The following is a 21,435-nucleotide window of genomic DNA, read 5'->3' as shown; positions in this document are numbered from 1 at the left end:
GCCGCCATGGAACTCCTTGCCTTTCTCGCCCAGGGCTTCGCCGTGGCTCTCGAGCCGCAGCACCTGTTTCTGGCCCTGGTGGGCTGCGCCCTGGGCACGCTGATCGGGGCGCTGCCGGGGCTGGGGCCGGTCAACGGGGTGGCGCTGATGATCCCGCTGACCTTCAACTTCAGCCTCTCGGCCACCGCCGCGCTGATCCTGCTGGTCAGCATTTATTACGGCTGCATGTACGGCGGCCGGATCAGCTCCATCCTGCTCAACATCCCCGGCGACGAACCGGCGATGATGACCACCCTGGACGGCTTCCCCATGGCCCAGCAGGGCCGAGGCGGCGAGGCGCTGGGGCTGACCGGTGTCGCCTCCTTCGTCGGCGCCCTGGTGGCGACGATCGGACTGGTGCTGTTCGCCCCGCTGCTGGTGAACTTCGCCATTCGCTTCGGTCCGGCCGAGTACTTCGCGCTGTTCGTGCTGGCCTTCGCCACCATCGGCGGAGTGACCGGCGGGCATCTGGCCAAGAGCTTCCTGGCCGCCTGCCTGGGGCTGCTGCTGGGGACCGTGGGCATCGATGCGGTCAGCAGCGTGCCCCGCTACACCTTCGGCTGGTACGAGCTCTACGACGGCATCGACTTCATCGTGGCGCTGGTGGGGCTGTTCGCCATCTCGGAGTGTCTGGTGTTCCTCGAGGATAGTCATCAGGGACGCAAGCCGACCATGACCCTGGGCTCGGCCATGCCGGGCGTGCGTACCGCCTGGCGCTGCCGCGGCAGCATCGGGCGCAGCTCGGTGCTGGGGTTCATCGCCGGGGTGCTGCCCGGGGCGGGCGCGGCGCTGGGCAGCTTCCTCTCCTACACCCTGGAGCGACGCTGGCAGGGCGCGCGCGGCAATTTCGGCCACGGCGACCCGCATGGGGTGGCCGCACCTGAGGCGGGCAACAACGCCGCCGCCGGGGGGGCGCTGATCCCCATGCTGTCGCTGGGCATTCCCGGCAGCGGCACCACGGCCATCCTGCTGGCGCTGCTGCTGTCGATGAACATCACCCCGGGCCCGCTGCTGTTCGAGAATCAGCCCGAGCTGGTGTGGGGCCTGGTGGCGGCGCTGTTCCTCGGCAACCTGATGCTGCTGGCGCTCAACATTCCGCTGGTGGGGCTGTTCGCGCGGGTGCTGAGGGCGCCGGGCTGGTTCCTGATGCCGATGGTGGTCATGGTCGCTTTCGTCGGCGTCTACTCGCTCGGCAACAGCGCCTTCGATCTCTATCTGATGCTGGCTTTCGGCGTGCTGGGCTACGGGCTGCGCAAGCTGGAGATTCCCACGGTGCCGGTGGTGCTGGGGCTGCTGCTGGGTGGCCAGATGGAGTACAACCTGCGCCGTGCCATGTCGATCTCCGGGGGCGACTGGAGCATCATCTGGAACAGCGGCATCTCGGTGGGCATCTATCTGTTTGCCATCGTCCTGCTGGTGGGCGGGCTGTTGTTCCACTGGCTGATGAAACGGCGGGTGTAACTCCGCGGCAGTGGCGAAAGCGCAACCGCAACTGCCAAGACGCTCCTTTCTCCTGACATCGCTGTCACCGAGGCTCCAACGACCAGGGGCGCCGGCATGCCGGCGCCCCTGGTCGTGTCGGGCGTCGCTCCAAGTGGGAGCGACGCTCGATCAGCCGCGGTCGAGCGGCCGGGTGCGCTCCTCGAGCCAGGCCAGGGCCTCGCCCTCGAGGTGGGGTGCGAGGCGGTCGCGCACCTCGGCGTGGTAGGCGTCGAGCCAGTCGGCCTCGGCGGCGTCGAGCAGCGCGACATCGAGGCAGCGGGTGTCGATCGGGCACAGGGTCAGCGTCTCGAAGCGCAGGAAGTCGCCGAAGTCGCTCGCCTCGGCCGGCCGGTTGGCGACCAGGTTCTCGATGCGTACGCCCCACTCGCCCGGGCGATATACGCCGGGCTCGATGGAGGTGATCATCCCCGCGCGCATGGCGGTATGGGGCGCCACCGGGGCGCCGGCGCTGATCACCTGGGGCCCCTCGTGGACGTTGAGGAAGTAGCCCACGCCGTGGCCGGTGCCGTGGCCGTAGTCGCGGCCGGTGGCCCACAGCGGGGCGCGGGCGATGGCGTCCAGGCGCGGCGCGGCGATGCCCTCCGGGAAGCGGGCCCGGGAGAGGGCGATGGTGCCCTTGAGCACCAGGCTGCAGTCCTCGCGCTGGGCGGCCGAGACCTCGCCCACCGGCACCATGCGGGTGATGTCGGTGGTGCCGCCGTGGTACTGGCCGCCGGAGTCGATCAGCAGCAGGCCGTCGCCCGCGATCACCGCGTGGGCCTCGGGCGTGGCCCGGTAGTGGGGCAGGGCGCCGTTGGCGTTGAAGGCGGCGATGGTGTTGAAGCTCTCGCTGACGAAGTGCGCATCCCGGGCGCGCTCCTCGCGCAGACGCGTCTCCACGTCCAGCTCGGTGACCCGCTCGCCCTCGGACAGCGCCCGCTCCAGCCAGGCGAAGAAGCGGCACAGGGCGGCGCCATCGGCCTCCATGGTGCGGCGCACATGGGCCAGCTCGGCGTCGGTCTTGCGGCCCTTGTCCAGGGTGCTGGGCTGGAAGGCCTCGACCACCGCCATCTCGGCGGGCAGCGCCTGGCGGGTGCCCAGGGTCAGCTTGGCCGGGTCGAGCAGCACGCGGGCCTCGGCGGGCAGGGCGGCGAGGTGCGCGGGCCAGGCGTCGTAGGGGGCGACGGCAATGCCGTCGGCGGCCAGCGCCGCCTCGAGCTCGGTATCGAGGGTGCCGGGGGCGACGAACAGGGTGGCCGTCTCGCGCCCGACCAGCAGATGGGCCAGGAACACCGGGTTGTAGGTGACGTCGTCGCCGCGCAGCTGGGTCAGCCAGGCGATGTCGTCCAGGGTCGAGAGCGGGTGCCAGTCGGCGCCGTGCTCGGCCATGGCCGCGCGCACCCGGGCCAGGCGCTCGGGGCGGGTCTCGTCCCGGAAGGCGGCGGGCTGGGCGTAGAGCGGCTGGGCGGGCAGCGCCGGGCGGTCGGGCCAGACGGCATCGAGCAGGTCCAGGTCGCCGCGCCGGGCGATGCCGACCGGGCCGAGGATCTCCTCCATCTGACGGGCGTGGGCCAGCGAGACCACCTGGGCGTCGTAGCCGAGAGTAGCCCCGGCCGGCAGGCGTTCGGCCAGCCAGGTCATGGGGGCCGTCGCCTGGCCCTGGACGAGCTTCATCATCTCGATGCCGGAGCCCGCGAGCTGGGCCTCGGCCTGCACGAAGTAGCGGCTGTCGACCCACAGCCCGGCGGCCTCCTGGGTCACCACCAGGGTGCCCACCGAGCCGTCGAAGCCGGAGAGCCAGGCGCGGCCGGCCCAGTGCTCGGGCAGGTATTCGGAGTTGTGGGGGTCGGACGAGGGCAGCCACCAGGCGTCGATGGCGTGCTCGCGCATGGCGTCGCGCAGGGCGGCGAGGCGGGCCGCGGGGGTCGAGGGGGCGTGGCTCATGTCAGGCTCCGGTGGTGGATGAGGTGGGGGACGAGGCGGCGGTCTCGCGCTGGCTGCCCTTGAGCATGCGGCCGATCAGCGGCGTCAGCAGCGCCAGCACCAGGGCACAGAGTACCAGTGCCACGGCCGAGCGGCCGAACAGCGCCGGCAGCTCGGCGAGCTTGTCGGCGCTGACGTTGCCGCCGATCAGGCCGGCCACCAGGTTGCCCAGCGCCAGCGAGGTGAACCACAGGCCCATCAGCTGGCCGCGGATGCGCCGGGGCGCCAGGGTGCTCATTGTGGAGAGGCCCACCGGGCTCAGGCACATCTCGCCGAGGGTCAGCAGCAGCAGGCTGGCGGTGATCCACAGCGGCGAGACCAGGCCGTCGCCGATGAGCACCTGGCGGGCGGCGAGCATCATCAGGCCGAAGCCGGCGGCGGCGAACAGCAGGCCCATCACGAACTTGCTGGCGCTGCTCGGCTCCAGGCCGCGGCGGCCCAGGGCCGGCCACAGCCAGCCGAACAGCGGGCCGAGCAGGATGATGAAGACGGCGTTGAGCGACTGGAACCAGACCGTGGGGATCTCCCAGCCGAACAGCGCGCGGTCGGTGTAGTCGTTGGCGAAGAGGTTATAAGAGGTGGGTTGCTGCTCGAAGGAGGCCCAGAAGAAGGCCGAGGCGACGATCAGCAGGAAGGCCACCACCACCCGGGCGCGCTCCCGGGCGTCGAGACCGGCGAAGGCCATCAGGTAGACGAAGAAGCCTAGCGCGCAGACGATGATCACGCTGGTCATCGCCTCGGCGATCGCCACCGGGTTGAGCCGGATCACGCCGACGGCCGCGAGGCCCACCAGGGCGGCAGCGGCGAGCGACAGGGCCGAGACCGCGAGCCCCACGCCGCGGCGCTGGACGGCCGGGGCGTCCCAGCTGGCGTCACGGCCGCGCTCGGCGTCGGCGCGGCGCATGGCGGGAATCGCCCAGAGGCGGAAGATCAGCAGCGCGGCGAGCATGCCCAGGCCACCGATGCCGAAGCCCCAGTGCCAGCCACCGCTCTCGATCAGCAGGCCCGTCATCAGCGGGGCCAGCAGGGCGCCGAGGTTGATGCCCATGTAGAAGATCGCGAAGCCGCCGTCGCGGCGCGCGTCGCCCTCGTCGTAGAGGCTGCCCACCATCACGGTGATGCAGGTCTTGAACAGCCCCGAGCCGAGCACGATCAGCAGCAGGCCGATGAAGAAGGCAGTGGCGCCCCACAGCGCCGAGAGGGCGATGGCCAGGTGGCCCAGGGCGATCAGGACCGAGCCGTACCAGACGGCGCGGCGCTGGCCGAGCCAGTTGTCGGCCAGCCAGCCGCCGGGCAGGGCCGAGAGGTAGATGGCGCCTGCGTAGATGCCGACAATGGCCGCGGCGTCCTCGCGGCTGAAGCCCAGGCCGCCCTCGGCGAGGCCGGCGGCCATGAACAGCACCAGCAGCGGGCGGATGCCGTAGTAAGAGAAGCGTTCCCACATCTCGGTGAAGAACAGCGAGCCCAGCGGGCGGGGGTGGCCGAAGAAGCCGCGATCCCGTCGGGACGTCGCGTCGGAGGGTGTCGTCATGGAGCGTCTGCCTTGTCGGTGTGTGTTGGCGTCGCGCGCCGCGTCGAACCGGACGATGTCAGACAGTGGTGCTGTCTCGTGTCGATTTTTCGTGGTTTTTCAGCTAAAAGACGCGGCTATGACAGACGATTCTATGGAAATTTGTTAGTCGGCGAAACGATGGCGGGGCTGGCGCGAGGCGATCCGCCGCGCCGGCGGCACGGCGATGGCAATCCCGCATGTGGCGGTGCCAGAATGGGGGCTCCAAGGAGAGATTGCCCATGACGCAGATGAGCTGGGAACGGCTGCTCGACCCGGGGCGGCTGCACGACCGGCGCGGTGCGCGCCCGGGAAGCGGGCGCGGCGAGATCGGCCGCAGCCCCTTCCACAAGGATCACGACCGGATCGTCTTCGCCGGCTCCTTCCGCCGCCTGGGGCGCAAGACCCAGGTGCACCCGCTGACCGACAACGACCATATCCACACCCGGCTGACGCACTCGCTGGAGGTGGGCTGCGTGGGCCGCTCGCTGGGCATGATAGTCGGCGAGCGGCTGAGCGAGCGCCTGCCGGCCTGGATCACCCCGGCCGACCTGGGGGTGATCGTCCAGGCGGCATGCCTCGGCCACGACATCGGCAACCCGCCCTTCGGCCACGCCGGCGAGTACGCGATCCGCGACTGGTTTGCTCGCGCCGAGGTCGACGGCAGCGGACTGCTCGACGGGCTCTCGGCCCTGGAGCGCGAGGACCTGCTCACCTACGAGGGCAACGCCCAGGGCTTTCGCATCGTCACCCAGGTCGAGTACAACCAGTTCCGCGGCGGCATGCGCCTGACCACGGCGACGCTCGGTACCCTGCTCAAGTACCCCTGGACCGTCGAGCACGGCGGGGCGGCCGGCAAGTTCGGCTGCTACCAGAGCGAGCGGGCGCTGCTCGAGGAGGTGGCCGACCGGCTCGGCCTGCTGCCCCGCGGCGAGGGGCGCTGGTGTCGCCACCCGCTGGCCTGGCTGGTCGAGGCGGCCGACGACATCTGCTACGCCCTGCTCGACCTCGAGGACGGCCTGGAGATGGGCATCCTGGGCTTCGAGGAGGTGGCCGAGATCCTCACCCAGATCGCCGGCGGCGCGCCCCCCGACTACCCCGAGATGCAGCGCAGCGGCGTCTCCCAGCGCCGGCGCATCGCCGCCCTGCGCGGCGCGGCCATGGAGCGAGCGGTGAGCGACGTCGGCGCGGTCTTCGTGCAGCACGAGGCGGAACTGCTGGGCGGACGCCTCCAGGAGGACCTGCTGGAGCTCTGCCACCCGGACCTCGGCTGGGGCGTGAGGACGGCCAAGCAGCTGGCCCGCAAGCGGATCTTCCAGAACGAGCGCAAGGCCAAGCTGGAGATCGGCGCTTACACGACATTGGGGATTCTGCTGGAGGCCTTTATCGGCGCCGCCCACGAGCTGCACTACCAGGGGCGCTCGACCTTCAAGCACCAGCGGGTGCTGGCGCTGATCGGCGAGAACACCCCGCGTCCCTCCTGGAGCCTCTACGACAGCTACCGGCGCATGCTCGACTTCATCGGCGGCATGACCGACCACTACGCCGTGGACCTGGCCCAGGAGATGGGCGGCCGGCTGCGGGGCGACTGAGCGTGGCAGGCTGGACGCGATCGCTGCGGGGACTGGCGACGGCGCTGCTGGTCGGCGTCGCGGCGGCGGCGCCGCTCGCGCAGGCCTCGGGCGCGGTGCAGGACGCCGAAGAACACGCCCCCCTCGAGGCGCTGCCGGCCGAGGGCTTCGATCACTACACCCTGGCGCTGACCTGGCACCCCGGCTTCTGCGCGAGCCGCTCCCGCCCGCCGCGGGAGTGCCGCGAGCCGGCCCTGCGCGAGGGCGCCGATCGCGGCTTCGTGCTGCACGGCCTGTGGCCCTCGCTGCCCGAGCGCTTCGCTGAACGGGGCGTTGACCGGCGCCGCTGGTGGCGGGAGGGGTGCTTTCTCGAGACGCCGCGCGCCGACGGGAGCTTCTGTCGCGCCCACCCGCCTCTCGACCTGCCGGCGGCGCTGGACCGGCGCCTCGACGCGGCGATGCCGGGACGGGCCAGCTGCCTGGAGCGCTACCAGTATGCCAAGCACGCCGCCTGCCTGGCGCTGCCCGAGGCCACCTACTTCGCGGCCTCGGTGACGCTGGTCGAGGCGGTCAACGAGAGCGCCTTCGGCGCCTTCGTGACCCTGAACCAGGGCGGCGAGGTGGCGCGCAACGCCTTGATCGACGCCTTCGAGGCGGCCTTCGGCGAGGACACCGGGCGGGCGCTGCGGCTCTCCTGCGGCGGGCGGGGCAACCGCCTGCTCACCGAGGTGCGCATCGGCATCGCCGCCGACCGGCTGGCGGACTTCCCGGCGGCCGAGAGCCTGTTGCGCCAGGGGCGTGGGCGCTGCGCGACCCGGGTGCGCATCGCGCGCTTCGAGTGATCGAGGGCTCAGGCCTCGGGCGGCGGACTCGACAGGCCGGCGTGCCGGCGCAGGGCGACGATGGCGGCGTCGTGGAGGGCGGGGTCGAGCTCGCCCTGGGCGCGTTCGCTGAGGCGCCGCGCCAGGTCCTCGCCATTGACCACCAGCAGGTCCTTGGCGGCGCCCTCCTGCTCGACCCGCCAGCCGGGCAGCGCCAGCACCCCCTTGACCGGCACCGCCTGGCCGACCTGGCGCTCCAGCCAGGTCGACAGCCACTGCGCCGCCGCGCGGGTCCGGTGCAGCGGCGCCCGCTCGCTCCAGCCGGGGAAGCGCAGCCGCTCGGCCTCGACGACAACGCGGTTGTCCTCCTGGCCGCCGGGCGTGAGGGCCGGCGTGCGGGCGCGGGTCTCGATCACGAAGATGCCGTGGGGGGTGACCGCCACGTGATCGAGGGGGCGGCCGTCGCCCGGCACATCGTGGAAGACGTAGTAGGGGTGTCCCTCGGGGCGGATCAGCCGCTCGAGCTCCTGGCCCACGGCGAGCTCGCAGGCGAGCCCCAGCTTGAGCCGGCGGATGCGCTGGAAGTCGCGGATCAGCAGGAAGCAGAACACCAGCACCAGCAGGGTGCTCAGGGCGCCGTAGAGGGCCCACTCGATCCAGTTCTGCTCGTTGGCGAAGAGCATGCGGCCCATGCCGTAGACCAGCGGCGCCAGGACGACGATGGGGCCCAGGGCGCCGTCGAGAAAGAGGCCGGCGAAGGCGCGGTCGAGGCGGTCGCGCAGGCCCTGGCCGGCCTCCTTCAGCGGGTGGGCGTCGAAGGGCGAGTGCACCCGGGCATCGTGCAGGTTGCGCAGCGCCAGAACGATCACGGCGGTGGCCGCCAATGGAAACAGGAAGATCAGCGGCAGCAGGTATTCCAGCCAGGCCATCGGGTGTCCTTGCCCTGAGGGAGAGGCTCCATTCTAGACAACCTGCCCCCCGGGGGGCCATGCTCATTCGGCGCGATCGGCGAGCCGACGCGGCGGGCAGTGTTGATCGCGGCCGATCGTCGACGGCCCCGATGTGCCGGACCATCAGGAGGCAGAGGTGAGGCAGCGCAGCGTGACAGGCAACGACCCCGACCTGGAGGCCTTGGCGGCCTTCGTCCGCCGCCATCCGCGGCTCGCCGTGCTCACGGGCGCCGGCATCAGCACCGCCAGCGGCATCCCCGACTACCGCGACGACCAGGGCGACTGGAAGCGCCCGCCGCCGATGCAGCACCAGGCCTTCATGGGTAGCCACGCGGCCCGCCAGCGCTACTGGGCGCGGGCGCTGATCGGCTTTCGCACCCTGCAGGAGGCGACCCCCAACGCCGCCCACGCCGCGCTGGCGCGGCTCGAGGCGCGGGGCCACGTACAGGGCGTGATCACCCAGAACGTCGATGGCCTGCACCAGCGGGCCGGCTCGCGGCGGGTGATCGACCTTCACGGCCGGGCCGACCGGGTCCGCTGCATGGGCTGCGGCGCCCGGCGCATGCGCCACGACCTGCACGCGGAGCTGGCCGAGCGCAATCCCCACTGGCGGGAGGTCGGCGCTAGGGCGGGCCCCGACGGCGACGCCGACCTCGAGGCCGACTTCGCCGATTTCCGGGTGCCCGGCTGCACCCGCTGCGGCGACGGCATCTACAAGCCCGACGTGGTGTTCTTCGGCGACAGCGTGCCGCGCGCCACCGTGGAGGCCGCCTTCGCCCTGCTCGAGGAGAGCGACGCCCTGCTGGTGGTGGGCTCGTCGCTGATGGTCTTCTCCGGGTTCCGCTTCGCCCGGGCCGCGGCCAAGGCGGGACGGCCCATCGCCTGCCTCAACCTGGGCCGCACCCGCGCCGACGACCTCTATGCCCTCAAGGTCGCGGCCCCCGCCGACGCCCTGGTGGGGCTCTGCGAGGCGCTGGACGCCGGCCCGGACGAAGCACTCAGCCGCCGGCCAGCTTGACCCGGTAGCCGCGCTGCTCGAGCTCGGCCTTGAGCACCTCGCGCTGGTCGCCCTGGATCTCGATGATGCCCTCCTTGACGGCGCCGCCGGTGCCGCAGCGCTTCTTGAGCGCCTTGGCCAGGGTCTTGAGCTCCTCGGCCGGCAGCGGGATGCCCTCCAGGGTGGTGACGCCCTTGCCCTTGCGGCCGCTGGTCTCGCGGCGGATGCGCACCGTGCCGTCGAGCGCGGCCAGGCGCTGCGCCTCGGCCTGCTCGGCGCAGGCGCACTCGGCCAGGGGGCGACGACACCCGGGGCAGGTGTCGCCGTGTTCGGTGGAGTAGACCAGCCCGCCGAGCTGCTCCTTCAGGGATGCCATGGGGCCTCCTCGCGCTGTCGTGTGTCGATGCGGCGATGATAGCCATCCCGACGGCGGGCTGCATCCGCCTGGCGGTCCGGCGGTCCGGCGGTCCGGTGATCCGGCGCCGCCCGACGTCAGGCGGTGAACGGCGGCTCGGGAAATGACCGGGGCGTGGCGCTCAGGCGTGGGCGGCCAGGGCGCGGGTCGTCTCGAGGTGGGCGATGATCGTCGGCAGCTGGAACATGTTGCTGATCATGATCGCTCCGTCGGGGGTCTGCTCGGCGTCGGGGAAGCGGTTGAGGTGGATCACCGTCATGCCGGCGGCCAGGGCGCCCCGCACGCCGACCAGGGCGTCGTCGATCACCACGCACTCGTGGGACGCGAAGCCCATGCGGCTCGCGGCATGGTGGAAGAGGCAGGGGTCGGGCTTCCAGCACTGGGCGGTGTAGGCGCTGAACAGGCGGTCGCCGAAGGCCTCGGCGAGGCCGGTGGCGTGAAGCGAGGTGCGAATCTTGTTCTCCGGGCCGTTGGAGACCACGCCCATGGGGTGGCCACGCAGGGCGGCCAGCGCCTCGGCGGCACCGTCGATGGCGATCAGCTCGCTGGCCAGGCGGCGGTTGAGGTTGGCGCGCATGCGACACTCGAGGGCGTCGAGCCGTTCGGGGTCGACGCTGCCGTAGCGCTGCTCCAGGGCGGCGACGATGCGGCGAAAGCGGGCGCCGCGGAACTCGCCCATGTAGTCGCTGGTGCGAAACGGCAGGCCGGCCTCGGTGAGACTCGCGGACATCTCGTCGGCGAGCAGCGGTTCGCTGTCGACCAGGGTGCCGTCACAATCGAAGAGCAGGCAGAGGGGGCGCGCCATCACCGGGCCTCGTGGGCAATCATAGAGTTATAACGTCATTGTTACAGATATCGTGACGTCCTGCCCATCAGTAAAGCCCAGTTTCCGCATTTTGTGAACACTGTTCTTGAATGCCGGGCGGCCGCCGGGGCCGGTCGCGCTAAATAAGCACCCGTGCCTATACTGACGGCGCGTCCCGGCCAGGAGCAGGCTCATGAACCTCGAACGCGTGGTCTTCGGTTTCTTCATCATCCTCACCCTGAGCCTCAATGCCGCCTTCGTGGCTGGGGGGGGCGAGACGGCCGCCCACCACAACGTCTGGATCCTCACCTTCACCATCATCGTCAACCTGGTCGCCATCGGCCTGAAGCTGGGGGATCGCTCCCAGACCGGGGCGCTGCTGCTGGCCTCCGGCCTGGTGGCCGGCCTGCTGCTGATCACGGCGCGCATCGTCTGGATCGTCGCCGACCCCGAGGGCGGCGGCGGGCCGGGGCCGGCCGAGATGGCCGATATCGTCTCGATCGCCTCGGGGGCGCTGGTCGCGAACATCATCGCGACGGTGATCCTGGTCGGCGATACGCTGCTCTCGCGGCGCTGAGGCGGCCGTGCTGCTGCCCGCGCCGCCGCCATCCGGGGGATGATCCCGTGACGCCGACCTCCGATCTCGACCGCGTGGCGATGATCGTGCTGCGCTACATGCGCCGGCCGTTGTTCGTGCTGCTGTTCGTCTACTCGGTGGGCATCATGGGCATGGCCCTGATGCCGGGCCGGGTCGTCGACGGCGAGACGACCCACATGAACCTCTTCCACGCCTTCTACTTCTTCACCTACACGGCGACCACCACCGGGTTCGGCGAGCTGCCCAACGGCTTCAGCGAGGAGCAGCGCCTGTGGACGATCTTCTGCCTCTATACCGGCGTCATCGCCTGGTTCTATGCCATCGGCTCGCTGATCAAGCTGGTGCAGAACCCCCACTTCATCCAGGCCATGGACGGCTTCCGCTTCGCCCGCAAGGTCAAGGGCAACGTGGAGCCCTTCGTCATCCTCTGCGGGTTCGGCGATGCCGGCAGCCTGCTGGCCCGGGGCCTGAGCGACCACCAGATGCGCGCGGTGATCCTCGATGCCGACACCGAACGGATCAAGGCCCTGGGCGTGCGCGACTACACGGTCCCGATGCCGGGCCTCCACGCGGACGCCAGTGCGCCGAAGCACCTGCTGGCCGCCGGGGTGGAGCACCCGGCCTGCCGGGCCCTGGTCGCGCTGACCAACGACGATGACGTCAACCTCAAGATCGCGGTGATGGCCCGCCACCTCAACCCGCGGCTGCGGGTGATCTGCCGCTCGACCTCGGCCCGCCACGAGGCCAACCTTCGCTCGCTGGACAACGTCACGGTGGTCGATCCGTTCGAGATCTTCGCCCAGCTCGTCTCCCGGGCGATCGCGCGCCCGGAGCTGCACAACCTCAATGCGTGGTTCGTGGGCGCGCGCGGGGTCGAGCTCGGGGTGCCGGTGCGAGCGCCGCGGGGCAACTGGATCCTGTGCGGGTACGGGCGGATGGGCTCCTGGATCCACCGCCACCTCCGGTCCCACGGCCTCGAGGTGCGGATCATCGACCCGGAGGTCGACGCCGGCCAGGTCGACGAGGGCACGGTCATCGTCCAGACCCACGCCGACCATGCGGCCCTGTCGAGCGCGGCGATCGAGGATGCCGCCGGGGTCATCGCCGCGACGAACCGCGACGGCGACAACCTCAGCACCCTGCTCTCGGTCACCGAGCTCAATCCCCGGGCGTTTCGCATCGTGCGCCAGAACAGCCACGAGAATCAGGTCGCGTTCGACGCCGCGCGGGCCGACCTGGTCCTCCAGCACAGCCTGACCACGGCGCGCCGGATCCTGAAGCTCTTGATCTCGCCCCTGGTCCAGGAGCTGATCGACTGGCTCGCCGAGCGCGCCCCGGACGAGACCCGGACCCTGGTGGCCCGCCTCAAGGCGGCGGTGGGCGAGGAGCCGCCCCACCTCTGGTCGATCCGGCTGCTGCCGGACGAGGCGCCGGCGGTGACCGACCACCTGGCGGCCGGGGAGGGGCTGGCCCTGGGGGCGCTGTGCGTCGATGCGCGCGCCTACCCGGCCCGGCTGCCCTGCGAGGCGCTCGCCGTGCACCGGAACGGGACGTCAATCATGCTGCCGGACTCGACGCTCTGGCTTCGCGCCGGCGACGAGGTGCTCTTCTGCGGCACTCCCTGCTCGGAGTCGATGCTCCGGGCGACCCTGCACAACCCCTACACCCTGGGCTACGTGGTCACCGGCGAGGATGCGCCGCGCGGCTACCTGTTCGCCTGGCTCGAGGCGCGCCGCCGGCGCGGGCAGCGGCCCCCGCCGTGAACGCGTCGGCGGGGGCGCAGCGCTCCTCGAGCCTCAGGGGGTGAGCAGCAGGGCCAGCGCCCCGGCCAGGTAGCAGGCGATGATGCCGACGCTCTCGAAGCCGATGCGCGCCGGGCCCCGGCGCTCGCGGTGCAGCATCCCGACCATCAGGATGGCGGTCATCAGCATCGCCAGGGCGACCCACAGCGCGACCGGGTCGGGCATGGCGTGGTAGATCGAGCCGCCGCGGTAGGCGATGTCCGAGACCGCCACGAACAGGGTGTCGAAGGCGTTGCCGCCGATGATCCCGGCCACGGCCAGGGTCAGGGCGCCGCGGCGCACCGCCGCGATCGAGGTGACCAGCTCCGGCAGCGAGGTGACCACCGCGGTCATCAGCGCCCCCACCACCGACTGCCCGAGGCCGGTCTGCTCGGCGATCATCGCCGCACTGCGTTCCAGCAGCCAGCCGCTCACCCCCAGCAGCGCGGCGAGTCCCGCGAAGGCAAGCCACAGCCGCGTCGCCGAGCGTCCCAGGGCCTGCTCGTCGGGCACATCGGGCTCGGTCTCCCGGGTCTGGGCGGGGCGCCACATGGGGTTGTCGCGGCTCAGGCTCACCAGGCGCAGGCCGAACAGGTAGACGATCAGCAGCAGCGGGGTGATGGGGTGCACCTGCCAGAGGGTCCAGTCGGGGGCGAAGCGCCCGACCAGCACCAGCGACAGCAGGCAGAGCAGCAGGCCTCCCTGCATCAGGTTGCTGAGCGAGGCGGCGGCGTGCTCCAGGTTGGCGCGCCGGTGGGTGACGTCGGCGACGGTCAGGAACAGCGTCTGCACCGCGATGCCGCCCAGGGCATTGCTCATGGCGAGAGTCGGCCGGTCGGCCATGGCCGCCGCGGCCGAGACCATCAGCCCCGACAGCGAGGTGGCCATGCCCAGCAGCAGGGTGCCGGCGATGGCCTCGCCGAGGCCGGTGCGATCGGCCAGGTCGTCGACGATGCCGGTCAGCCGGGTGCCGACCACGCCGATCACCAAGGCGCAGCCGGCGAACAGCGCGAAGGCCGTGACCAGGGACAGGTCGCTCAGCAAGGAGAGGCCCTCGTCAGTCGGGTGGAGTGCGACATCTCGGCTCCTGTGAAAGGGACTCTAGGCGATGAAGGCAGGGCCCGCGTGCCTTGCAGGGGATCCTCCCCCTGAGTCGACCCTTTTCAAGCGCAGGGCGTCAAGCCAGGAAGATGCGGTGGTGCTGGTCGGTGGCCGGCTACACGGGCGGTCACCGGCGCCCGCCGCATGACTGGCCACACCGCCCAGAGGCTTACCGCAAAATGGCCGCTTCCCGCCTGAGCCGGCGGTCGTGATACCCGGTGGTCCGGCATGGATGCCGGCAGGCGCTTGACGAGAAGGGGGGAGGGCCTGGTGATGTTGTTAGCTCGTGCCTGGCAAGGGACTTGTTGCGCCGAAGGTGATCAGTTGACTGTCATCTCGCCGCGCAGCGGAGTGGCTAGTGCTGACTTGAGCGCCTCACCCCTCAGGCCATCGGCGATCAGCACCTGCAGCTTGGTCAGCGCCGCCTCGGGGGTAAGATCCGCGCCGGGAATTACCCCGGCGGCATTCAGCGCGGCACCGCTGGCATAGGCGCCCTGCACCACCTGGCCCTGCGGGCACTGGCTGACATTGAGAATCGCGATGCCGGCCTGGCTTGACTGTGCCAGACGATCGATCAGCGCGCCGTCGAGACTCGGGGGATTGCCTACCCCGTAGGTCTGCAGCACGAGTCCCTTTAGCGCCGGGTCGCCGAGCACGGCGTCCAGCAGTGCCGCTGACAGCCCGGGATGTACCGGCAACATGGCCACCGCGCCGGGTGCAAAGTGACGCGGCGTGACGTTTGGGGTGAACGCAGCGGGAGCAGCGTCCATACCACCGGAGGCGGCTTCCGGCGTGCCGGGCGCCAGCGCCAGCCCGGGCATGAAGGACAGTGCGATGCCGGCCTCGCCGAGCCAGGGCGCATCGGGGGAGTCGAAGGCATCGAATCCCTGGCTTCGCACCTTGCGCGCCCTGTTGCCGCGCAGCAGCCGATCGTGAAAGGCGATGCAGACCTCCGGTGGGGCGGCGGGGTCGGCGGCCATCAACAGCGCGGTGGTCAGGTTGTTGATGGCGTCGCTGCGCGGCTCGCCGAGCGGGATCTGTGCGCCGGTGAGGACCACTGGCTTGTCGAGGGGCCCGAGCATGAACGACAGCGCCGAGGCGGTGTAGGCCAGGGTGTCGGTGCCGTGCAGCACGATGAAACCGTCGTATCCCTGCCAGTGCTGAGCCAAGGCCGCGACAATACGGTTCCAGTCCGCCGGGGCCAGGTCGGCGCTGTCGATCAGCGGCTCGAGCTCGATGAGGTGGTAGTCGGGCAGTGCGTCCGTACCATGGTCGCCAAGCTGGGTACCTAGGCTTGCGGAAAGGTGATGCGCCAGGCGGTCGGAAAAGCCGTCGGCCGGCACATAGCCGGTCGCCGAGGGCTGCATGCCGATGGTACCGCCGGTGTGCAGGATCAGCAGTCGCGACATGGTCAGGCCTCCTGGACAGGGGCGAGCATGGCCTGGGGGCTTAGCAGCCGATCCAGTTGGGCCTCGTCGAGCAGCCCCTCGTCGATCACCAGTTCGCGCACGGTGGCCCCGCTGGTGAGGGCCTGGGTAGCGATGCGCGAGGCGTTCGAGTAACCAATGTGGGGCACCAGCGCGGTGATGATGCCGATGCTGTTATCGACGTGGCGGGCACACTGCTCGCGATTGGCCTCGATGTCCTCGATGCAGCGGGTCTGGAGCATGGTGCAGGCCGAACACAGCATGCGCATCGAATTGAGCAGGTTGTAGACGATCATCGGCTCCATGGCGTTGAGCTGGAGCTGGCCGGCCTCGGCCGCCAGGCTCACGGCGAGATCGTTGGCGATCACCTGGTAGACGGTCTGGTTGACCGCCTCGGGGATCACCGGATTCACCTTGCCTGGCATGATCGAGGAGCCCGGCTGCATGGCCGGCAGGGCGATTTCGCCAAGACCGGTCCGCGGGCCGCTGGAGAGCAGGCGCAGGTCGTTGCAGATCTTGCCAAGCTTGATGGCGAAGCGCTTGAGAATGCCCGACAGGAAGACGAAGGCGCCCATGTCGGAGCTGGCCTCGACGAGGTTCGAGGCGGGCACGATGGGCTTGCCCGAGAGGATTGCCAGGTGGCGGACGGCCAGCGCCTGGTACTGCAGGTGGGTGTTGATGCCGGTGCCGATGGCGGTGCCACCGAGGTTGACCTCGCAGAGCAGTCGGCAGGCCTCGGCGACGCGCTCGATGTCCTCACCCAGGGTCACGGCGAAGCCCTCGAACTCCTGCCCCAGCGTCATCGGCACCGCATCCTGCAGCTGGGTGCGCCCCATCTTCACCACGTCGGCGAATTCCGCGCCCTTGCGTTCCAGCGCCGTCTTCAGGTCGACAATCGCCTGGGTCAGCGGTTCGGCGGCGAACTGCAGGCTCAGGCAGGCCGCGGTGGGGTAGGCGTCGTTGGTCGACTGGGAGCGATTGACGTCGTCGTTGGGATGCAGCCGGGAGTAGTCGCCCTTGGCGAAGCCGAGCCGGGTGAGCGCCAGGTTGGCGATCACCTCGTTGGCGTTCATGTTGGTCGAGGTGCCGGCGCCACCCTGGATCAGATCGACCACGAACTGCTCGTGCAGGGCGCCGTCGATGATCTCCGCGCAGGCCGCCTGGATGGCCTCGGCCTTGTGCGGGGCCAGCACGCCGACGTCCGCGTTGGCCTTGGCCGCCGCCGACTTGACCATCGCCAGCGCGCGCACCAGCTCGGGGAAGTGGCTGATCGGCACGCCGGTGATCTGGAAGTTGTCCACCGCCCGCTGGGTCTGGATGCCGTACCAGGCCTCGCTTGGCAGCGTCATGTCGCCGAGCAGGTCGTGTTCTGTGCGTGTTGTCATGGTGTCGTTCACTCAGCAAGCGAAGAAGACAGGGGGAAAGTGACGCGGCCCCGCCCGGTCGGGCGGGGCCGCGTGCGCCTTGGCGTGCATCCGGCAACTCGAGCCGGATTAGAGGTCAATCCTTGGCGCTGGCCGGCGTGTTGCCGAGCACGTCATGCATGCGTGCCAGGTCTTCCGGCTCGATTTCCCAGGCCTTGGGGTCCAGGTTCATGTCGGGATGCTGGCTGGCATCGAAGATCGGCTGCTTGATGCCGCCGCGAATCTGGCCGTCGAAGTCCCTGAGGATGCGCAGGCCCGGCTTGAAGAGCATGATCAGGGCGATCAGGTTGGCCACCGCCAACAGGCCCATGGTCACGTCGGCGAAGCCGAACACCGTGCCTAGATCGGTCGTCGCACCCCAGCACACCAGCAGCACGATGGCGACGCGGAAGGCGTTGAACAGGGTCTGGTTATCGCGGCTGAAGAAGTTGAGGCTGTTCTCGCCCAGGTAGTAGTTGTAGAGGATGGTGCTGAAGGCAAACAGCAGCAGCGCGAGGCTGACGAAGGTGCGGCCCCATTCGCCGACATGGTCGGCCATCGCGGCCTGCGTCAGGGCGATGCCCGCCACCTCATTGGTGGAGGCCGGATCATAAACGCCGCTGAGCAGGATCATGAAGGCCGTGGCCGAGCAGATGATCACGGTGTCGATGAACACCGAGAAGGCCTGCACGATCCCCTGATTGGCCGGGTGCGGCACATAGGCCACCGCCGCTACGTTCGGTGCACTGCCGAGCCCCGCCTCGTTGGAGAACAGGCCGCGCTTTACCCCCATCATGATCGCCGCGCCGATGCCGCCACCGATGGCCGGCTCGAGGCCGAAGGCGCTCTTGACGATCAACGTGAACACGTCCGGAATCTTCTCGATGTTCATGCCCAGCACCAGCAGCGCAATGAGGATGTAGCCGCCGGCCATGAAGGGCACCAGGACCTCGGAAATGCGCGCGATGCGCTTGATGCCGCCGAAGATGATCAGTCCGACCACCATCGCCAGGGCCAGGCCGCTGTAGAGCACCGGTACGCCGAAGGCATCACCGAAGGAGGTCGCCACCGCATAGGACTGCAGGGCGGTGAAGCCGAAGCCGAAGGTCATCAGCAGCAGCACGGAATAGAGCCCCGCCAGCCAGGTCCAGCGACTGCCCAGACCCTTGACGATGTAGTAGGCCGGCCCGCCGCGATAGGTGCCATCTGAACTGGCCTGCTTGTAGGTCTGCGCCAGCGTGCACTCGAGGAAGCTGGTCGCCATGCCCATAAGACCGACCATCCACATCCAGAACACGGCACCCGGGCCGCCCAGCGTGATCGCCACGGCGACACCGGCGATGTTGCCGCCGCCGACGCGCCCGGCCACCGACAGCACCAGTGCCTGGAAGGAGCTCAGATGCCCATGCTTGTCGTGCTTGAAGGCCTGGCTGGCGCCGAGAATCTGGAACATGCGACCGAAGTAGCGAAACTGAACGAAGCGCGAGGCCACCGTGAAGCCGACGCCTACCGTGATCAGCAGGACCAGCAGAACCTTGCCCCAGAGCAGGTCGTTGAGGAAATCCAACATGAGGATATCTCCGCTATTGTGTTGTTGTGAGCCGTTCTTGCGTGTTGTCTACGCGATTTAAGCAGCCCGCCCAGCACAATGGGATTTGACGCTCCGTTGCGCCCTGGCGCAGTATCTTGCGCACCAAGTGCGCCAGACTGCGCCATGTCGGGTCGCGACATGGCCGAGGATACGACATGCATGATGATTTTGCGGCCAATCTCCGCCTGCTGTGCAGCTATTACCGCTCCATCGCCGAGGTGTGCCGCCGGCTCGATATCAATCGGCCGCAGTTCAACCGCTACCTGAGCGGACGCTACCGGCCCTGCGACAGCATCATGCGGCGCATCTGTGACTTCTTCGGGGTCGAGGTTCACGAGATCCTGCTGCCCCATGACGACTTTATTCCGCTGATCAGGCTGCGCCCCCGGCCGGACGAGGAAGCGGTTGAAGAGACCAACAAGCCGCACAGCTCGCTGATCCTGCCCGACACGCTGCTCACCCAGGGCAGCCGGGGCATGTCGCGCTATGTGGGGTGCTACTACGAGCACTATCTCTCCATGTCGCAGCCCGGCAAGGTGCTGCGCACCCTGGTCTGCCTGGAGTCACGCGAGGGCAGCACTCTCTACCAGCGCACCGAGCGAATGACCTCCGCCACCGACCAGCGGCCCTACCACAACCGCTATCGCGGCGCCGCGCTGTTCCTGACCGACCGCATCTTCATGGTCGACTACGAGTCGCTCAACGGCCATGAAGTCACCCAGACCATCCTCTTCCCCAGCTTTCGCAGCCACGTCTCGCGCCTGACCGGGCTCAAGCTTGGCGTGGCCGATAGCAGCGAGCGCATGCCCTGCTGCGTGCGGGTGGTCTATGAGCGGCTAGGCGAGCCGGTGAATCCGCGCCGCGCCCTGGCCCGCTGCGGCCTCTATGACCTCGACGACCCTGAGCTCGACCCCTCCCTGGTCGAGGCCATTCGCAACGACGTCGGCGATGACGAATGGCACTTCCGCGCGCGCTTTTAAACACAAGAGGAACCCGGCGAGGAGCGACGTGTGGAAATAAGGAAGGGAGATAAAGCAAGACGATACGTGGCGAGGCGAGGAGGGGGCTGGCGGCTTGGGCTAGGCTGAACGCACGACGCTGCCTCTGGCGTTGCTCCTCTCCCCAGTGCTCCCACGGCGAGGTCCACATGCTCCGACGCTGCCCGACGCTATCGCTGCAAGCCTTGCCGATATTGGCGCTCGTCCTGCTGCTCGTTGCCGCCTTCCCGGCACGGGCGCAGCCAGCGGAGGGAAACGACGCCGCCTGGGCCGCCCTGGCCCGCGGTGGCCATGTCGCCCTGATTGATGCGCCATGCCCTGGCGCCCGGCATCGGGGATCCGCCCGACTTCCGCCTGAGCGACTGCGCGACCCAGCGCAACCTCTCGGAGGCCGGGCGTGCGCAGGCGCGAGGGATCGGTGAGCGGTTTCGCGAACGCGGGATCGAGGTGGGCGAGGTGCGCTCCAGCCGCTGGTGTCGCTGCCTCGAGACCGCCCGGCTGCTCGGGCTGGGCGACGTCATCCCCACTCCGGCGCTGGACTCCTTCTTCCGCGATCGCTCGACGGCCGAGCGCCAGACCGACGCGACCCTCGCCCTGATGCGAGGCTGGAGCGGCGCGGGCAACCTGGTCCTGGTTACCCATCAGGTGAACATCACCGCCCTGGTGGGGGCGGCGTCGGCTCCGGGGAGATCATCGTGGTCCGGGCCGACGAGGCGGGGCTGGTGCGGGTGGGCAGTCTGCGCTGAGGGCGTTACCGATGCCGGAAACGACAGGGGCGGCCGGTGGCCGCCCCTCGTCGATCTGGGTGCTCATCGAGCTTCGATCGATGCGCCGTCCATCACTTCACCCGCGGGTCGAGCTCGCCGCGCTCGTAGCGCAGGAACATCTCCTCGAGGTTGATCGGCTTGATCTTGCTGGCATTGCCGGCGGTGCCGAAGGCCTCGTAGCGGGCCTTGCAGACCTCCTTCATGGCCGCGGTGCTGACCTTGAGGAACTTGCGCGGGTCGAACTCGGCCGGGTTCTCGGCCAGGAAGCGACGCACCGCGCCGGTGGAGGCCAGGCGCAGGTCGGTGTCGATGTTGACCTTGCGCACGCCGTGCTTGATGCCCTCGACGATCTCCTCGACCGGCACGCCGTAGGTCTCGGGGATGGCGCCGCCGAACTCGTTGATGATCGCCAGCCACTCCTGGGGCACCGAGGAGGAGCCGTGCATCACCAGGTGGGTCTCGGGGATGCGGGCGTGGATCTCCTTGATGCGCTGGATGGAGAGGGTGTCGCCGGTGGGCGGCTGGGTGAACTTGTAGGCGCCGTGGCTGGTGCCGATGGCGATGGCCAGGGCGTCGACGTGGGTCGCCTTGACGAACTCGGCGGCCTCTTCCGGGTCGGTCAGCAGCTGCTCCATGTCGAGCTTGCCCTCGGCGCCGACGCCGTCTTCCTCGCCGGCCATGCCGGTCTCGAGGCTGCCCAGGCAGCCGAGCTCACCCTCGACGGAGACGCCGCAGGCGTGGGCCATCTCGACGGTGCGACGGGTGACGTCGACGTTGTAGGCGTAGTCGGCCGGGGTCTTGCCGTCTTCCTTGAGCGAGCCGTCCATCATCACCGAGGAGAAGCCCAGCTGGATGGAGCGCTGGCACACCGCGGGGCTGGTGCCGTGGTCCTGGTGCATGACCACCGGGATGTGCGGGAACTCCTCGACGGCGGCCAGGATAAGGTGGCGCAGGAAGGGCGCGCCGGCGTACTTGCGGGCACCGGCGGAGGCCTGGACGATCACCGGGGAGTCGGTCTCGTCGGCGGCCTCCATGATGGCACGCATCTGCTCGAGGTTGTTGACGTTGAAGGCCGGCACGCCGTAGTCGTATTCGGCGGCGTGGTCCAGCATCTGGCGCATGCTGATCAGTGCCATGGGGGCTCCTGTTGTCTGTCG

General features: G+C 69.7%; 18 protein-coding genes. 8 read left to right on the top strand and 10 right to left on the bottom strand.

Annotated elements, in window-relative coordinates:
• The first annotated feature begins 6 nt into the window (after nucleotides 1–6).
• Nucleotides 7–1,500 (top strand): tripartite tricarboxylate transporter permease, encoded by a 1,494-nt coding sequence (locus C9F13_RS16180; RefSeq protein WP_108447281.1) that lies wholly within the window; start codon nucleotides 7–9, stop codon nucleotides 1,498–1,500.
• A gap of 150 nt (nucleotides 1,501–1,650) precedes the next feature.
• Here the strand turns inward: C9F13_RS16180 and C9F13_RS16175 are convergent, their stop codons facing one another.
• Both C9F13_RS16175 and C9F13_RS16170 read right to left on the bottom strand, forming a co-directional pair.
• Entirely contained in the window at nucleotides 1,651–3,465 is a 1,815-nt protein-coding gene (locus C9F13_RS16175; protein ID WP_108447280.1) for an aminopeptidase P family protein, read from the bottom strand.
• A 1-nt stretch (nucleotide 3,466) separates the two neighbouring features.
• Nucleotides 3,467–5,035 (bottom strand): peptide MFS transporter, encoded by a 1,569-nt coding sequence (locus tag C9F13_RS16170; RefSeq protein WP_108447279.1) that lies wholly within the window; start codon nucleotides 5,033–5,035, stop codon nucleotides 3,467–3,469.
• Between the two features lie 260 nt (nucleotides 5,036–5,295).
• Here C9F13_RS16170 and C9F13_RS16165 point away from each other — a divergent pair, with 260 nt between their 5' ends.
• Together C9F13_RS16165 and C9F13_RS16160 are read left to right on the top strand one after the other, a co-directional pair.
• Complete coding sequence (locus C9F13_RS16165) at nucleotides 5,296–6,645, top strand: deoxyguanosinetriphosphate triphosphohydrolase (RefSeq protein WP_108447278.1); 1,350 nt, start codon at nucleotides 5,296–5,298, stop codon at nucleotides 6,643–6,645.
• Between the two features lie 2 nt (nucleotides 6,646–6,647).
• Nucleotides 6,648–7,466, top strand: coding sequence for a ribonuclease T2 family protein (locus tag C9F13_RS16160; RefSeq protein ID WP_245888813.1), 819 nt, complete (start codon nucleotides 6,648–6,650; stop codon nucleotides 7,464–7,466).
• Between the two features lie 8 nt (nucleotides 7,467–7,474).
• Here the strand turns inward: C9F13_RS16160 and C9F13_RS16155 are convergent, their stop codons facing one another.
• Nucleotides 7,475–8,374, bottom strand: coding sequence for a nuclease-related domain-containing protein (locus C9F13_RS16155; protein WP_108447277.1), 900 nt, complete (start codon nucleotides 8,372–8,374; stop codon nucleotides 7,475–7,477).
• 157 nt (nucleotides 8,375–8,531) lie between these two features.
• On the opposite strand from C9F13_RS16155, the gene C9F13_RS16150 reads away from it, so the two are divergent.
• Nucleotides 8,532–9,413 carry an NAD-dependent protein deacetylase gene (locus tag C9F13_RS16150; protein WP_245888812.1) on the top strand — a complete coding sequence of 294 codons (882 nt, stop codon included), beginning with the start codon at nucleotides 8,532–8,534 and terminating at the stop codon, nucleotides 9,411–9,413.
• On the opposite strand, the gene C9F13_RS16145 is transcribed toward C9F13_RS16150, so the two are convergent.
• Both C9F13_RS16145 and C9F13_RS16140 read right to left on the bottom strand, forming a co-directional pair.
• Complete coding sequence (locus C9F13_RS16145; protein ID WP_108447276.1) at nucleotides 9,394–9,768, bottom strand: translation initiation factor Sui1; 375 nt, start codon at nucleotides 9,766–9,768, stop codon at nucleotides 9,394–9,396. The two genes, C9F13_RS16150 and C9F13_RS16145, sit on opposite strands and share 20 nt — an antisense overlap.
• Nucleotides 9,769–9,928: 160 nt before the next feature.
• Entirely contained in the window at nucleotides 9,929–10,612 is a 684-nt protein-coding gene (locus tag C9F13_RS16140; RefSeq protein ID WP_108447275.1) for an HAD family hydrolase, read from the bottom strand.
• A gap of 193 nt (nucleotides 10,613–10,805) precedes the next feature.
• Between C9F13_RS16140 and C9F13_RS16135 the strand changes: the two genes are divergently transcribed.
• Both C9F13_RS16135 and C9F13_RS16130 read left to right on the top strand, forming a co-directional pair.
• Nucleotides 10,806–11,189, top strand: a complete 384-nt coding sequence (locus C9F13_RS16135; RefSeq protein ID WP_108447274.1) for a DUF6394 family protein — start codon at nucleotides 10,806–10,808, stop codon at nucleotides 11,187–11,189.
• Nucleotides 11,190–11,236: 47 nt separating this feature from the next.
• Entirely contained in the window at nucleotides 11,237–12,973 is a 1,737-nt protein-coding gene (locus tag C9F13_RS16130; RefSeq protein ID WP_108447273.1) for a potassium channel family protein, read from the top strand.
• A 33-nt stretch (nucleotides 12,974–13,006) separates the two neighbouring features.
• Here the strand turns inward: C9F13_RS16130 and C9F13_RS16125 are convergent, their stop codons facing one another.
• The 4 genes from C9F13_RS16125 to C9F13_RS16110 form a co-directional block, all read right to left on the bottom strand.
• Nucleotides 13,007–14,035 (bottom strand): sodium:calcium antiporter, encoded by a 1,029-nt coding sequence (locus tag C9F13_RS16125; protein ID WP_108447272.1) that lies wholly within the window; start codon nucleotides 14,033–14,035, stop codon nucleotides 13,007–13,009.
• Between the two features lie 377 nt (nucleotides 14,036–14,412).
• Nucleotides 14,413–15,501 carry an asparaginase domain-containing protein gene (locus C9F13_RS16120; RefSeq protein ID WP_108447271.1) on the bottom strand — a complete coding sequence of 363 codons (1,089 nt, stop codon included), beginning with the start codon at nucleotides 15,499–15,501 and terminating at the stop codon, nucleotides 14,413–14,415.
• A gap of 2 nt (nucleotides 15,502–15,503) precedes the next feature.
• Nucleotides 15,504–16,904 carry an aspartate ammonia-lyase gene (locus C9F13_RS16115; RefSeq protein ID WP_108447270.1) on the bottom strand — a complete coding sequence of 467 codons (1,401 nt, stop codon included), beginning with the start codon at nucleotides 16,902–16,904 and terminating at the stop codon, nucleotides 15,504–15,506.
• A gap of 115 nt (nucleotides 16,905–17,019) precedes the next feature.
• Nucleotides 17,020–18,492, bottom strand: coding sequence for an alanine/glycine:cation symporter family protein (locus C9F13_RS16110; RefSeq protein ID WP_108447269.1), 1,473 nt, complete (start codon nucleotides 18,490–18,492; stop codon nucleotides 17,020–17,022).
• 176 nt (nucleotides 18,493–18,668) lie between these two features.
• Here C9F13_RS16110 and C9F13_RS16105 point away from each other — a divergent pair, with 176 nt between their 5' ends.
• Both C9F13_RS16105 and C9F13_RS16100 read left to right on the top strand, forming a co-directional pair.
• A complete protein-coding gene (locus tag C9F13_RS16105; protein ID WP_108447268.1) occupies nucleotides 18,669–19,493 on the top strand; it encodes a helix-turn-helix transcriptional regulator in 825 nt (274 codons plus the stop codon).
• A gap of 324 nt (nucleotides 19,494–19,817) precedes the next feature.
• Entirely contained in the window at nucleotides 19,818–20,411 is a 594-nt protein-coding gene (locus C9F13_RS16100; RefSeq protein WP_245888811.1) for a histidine phosphatase family protein, read from the top strand.
• Here the strand turns inward: C9F13_RS16100 and fba are convergent.
• The gene (fba, locus tag C9F13_RS16095; protein WP_108447267.1) at nucleotides 20,350–21,414 is read right to left on the bottom strand and encodes a class II fructose-bisphosphate aldolase; all 1,065 of its coding nucleotides are present in this window, start codon (nucleotides 21,412–21,414) and stop codon (nucleotides 20,350–20,352) included. The genes C9F13_RS16100 and fba overlap by 62 nt on opposite strands.
• Nucleotides 21,415–21,435: the final 21 nt, after the last annotated feature.

It is taken from the genome of Halomonas denitrificans (assembly GCF_003056305.1).
GTDB classification, from domain to species: domain Bacteria; phylum Pseudomonadota; class Gammaproteobacteria; order Pseudomonadales; family Halomonadaceae; genus Halomonas; species Halomonas denitrificans.
Note: the sequence above shows the minus strand (reverse complement) of the source record. Positions and strands in the feature narration are given on the sequence as shown.

Excerpts from the sequence above, each read along its gene's own strand:
- C9F13_RS16180 (WP_108447281.1), top strand. The coding sequence starts at position 7 with ATGGAACTCCTTGCCTTTCTCGCCCAGGGCTTCGCCGTGGCTCTCGAG.
- C9F13_RS16175 (WP_108447280.1), bottom strand. The coding sequence starts at position 3,465 with ATGAGCCACGCCCCCTCGACCCCCGCGGCCCGCCTCGCCGCCCTGCGC.
- C9F13_RS16170 (WP_108447279.1), bottom strand. The coding sequence starts at position 5,035 with ATGACGACACCCTCCGACGCGACGTCCCGACGGGATCGCGGCTTCTTC.
- C9F13_RS16165 (WP_108447278.1), top strand. The coding sequence starts at position 5,296 with ATGACGCAGATGAGCTGGGAACGGCTGCTCGACCCGGGGCGGCTGCAC.
- C9F13_RS16155 (WP_108447277.1), bottom strand. The coding sequence starts at position 8,374 with ATGGCCTGGCTGGAATACCTGCTGCCGCTGATCTTCCTGTTTCCATTG.
- C9F13_RS16145 (WP_108447276.1), bottom strand. The coding sequence starts at position 9,768 with ATGGCATCCCTGAAGGAGCAGCTCGGCGGGCTGGTCTACTCCACCGAA.
- C9F13_RS16140 (WP_108447275.1), bottom strand. The coding sequence starts at position 10,612 with ATGGCGCGCCCCCTCTGCCTGCTCTTCGATTGTGACGGCACCCTGGTC.
- C9F13_RS16135 (WP_108447274.1), top strand. The coding sequence starts at position 10,806 with ATGAACCTCGAACGCGTGGTCTTCGGTTTCTTCATCATCCTCACCCTG.
- C9F13_RS16120 (WP_108447271.1), bottom strand. The coding sequence starts at position 15,501 with ATGTCGCGACTGCTGATCCTGCACACCGGCGGTACCATCGGCATGCAG.
- C9F13_RS16115 (WP_108447270.1), bottom strand. The coding sequence starts at position 16,904 with ATGACAACACGCACAGAACACGACCTGCTCGGCGACATGACGCTGCCA.
- C9F13_RS16110 (WP_108447269.1), bottom strand. The coding sequence starts at position 18,492 with ATGTTGGATTTCCTCAACGACCTGCTCTGGGGCAAGGTTCTGCTGGTC.
- C9F13_RS16105 (WP_108447268.1), top strand. The coding sequence starts at position 18,669 with ATGCATGATGATTTTGCGGCCAATCTCCGCCTGCTGTGCAGCTATTAC.
- C9F13_RS16100 (WP_245888811.1), top strand. The coding sequence starts at position 19,818 with ATGCGCCATGCCCTGGCGCCCGGCATCGGGGATCCGCCCGACTTCCGC.
- fba (WP_108447267.1), bottom strand. The coding sequence starts at position 21,414 with ATGGCACTGATCAGCATGCGCCAGATGCTGGACCACGCCGCCGAATAC.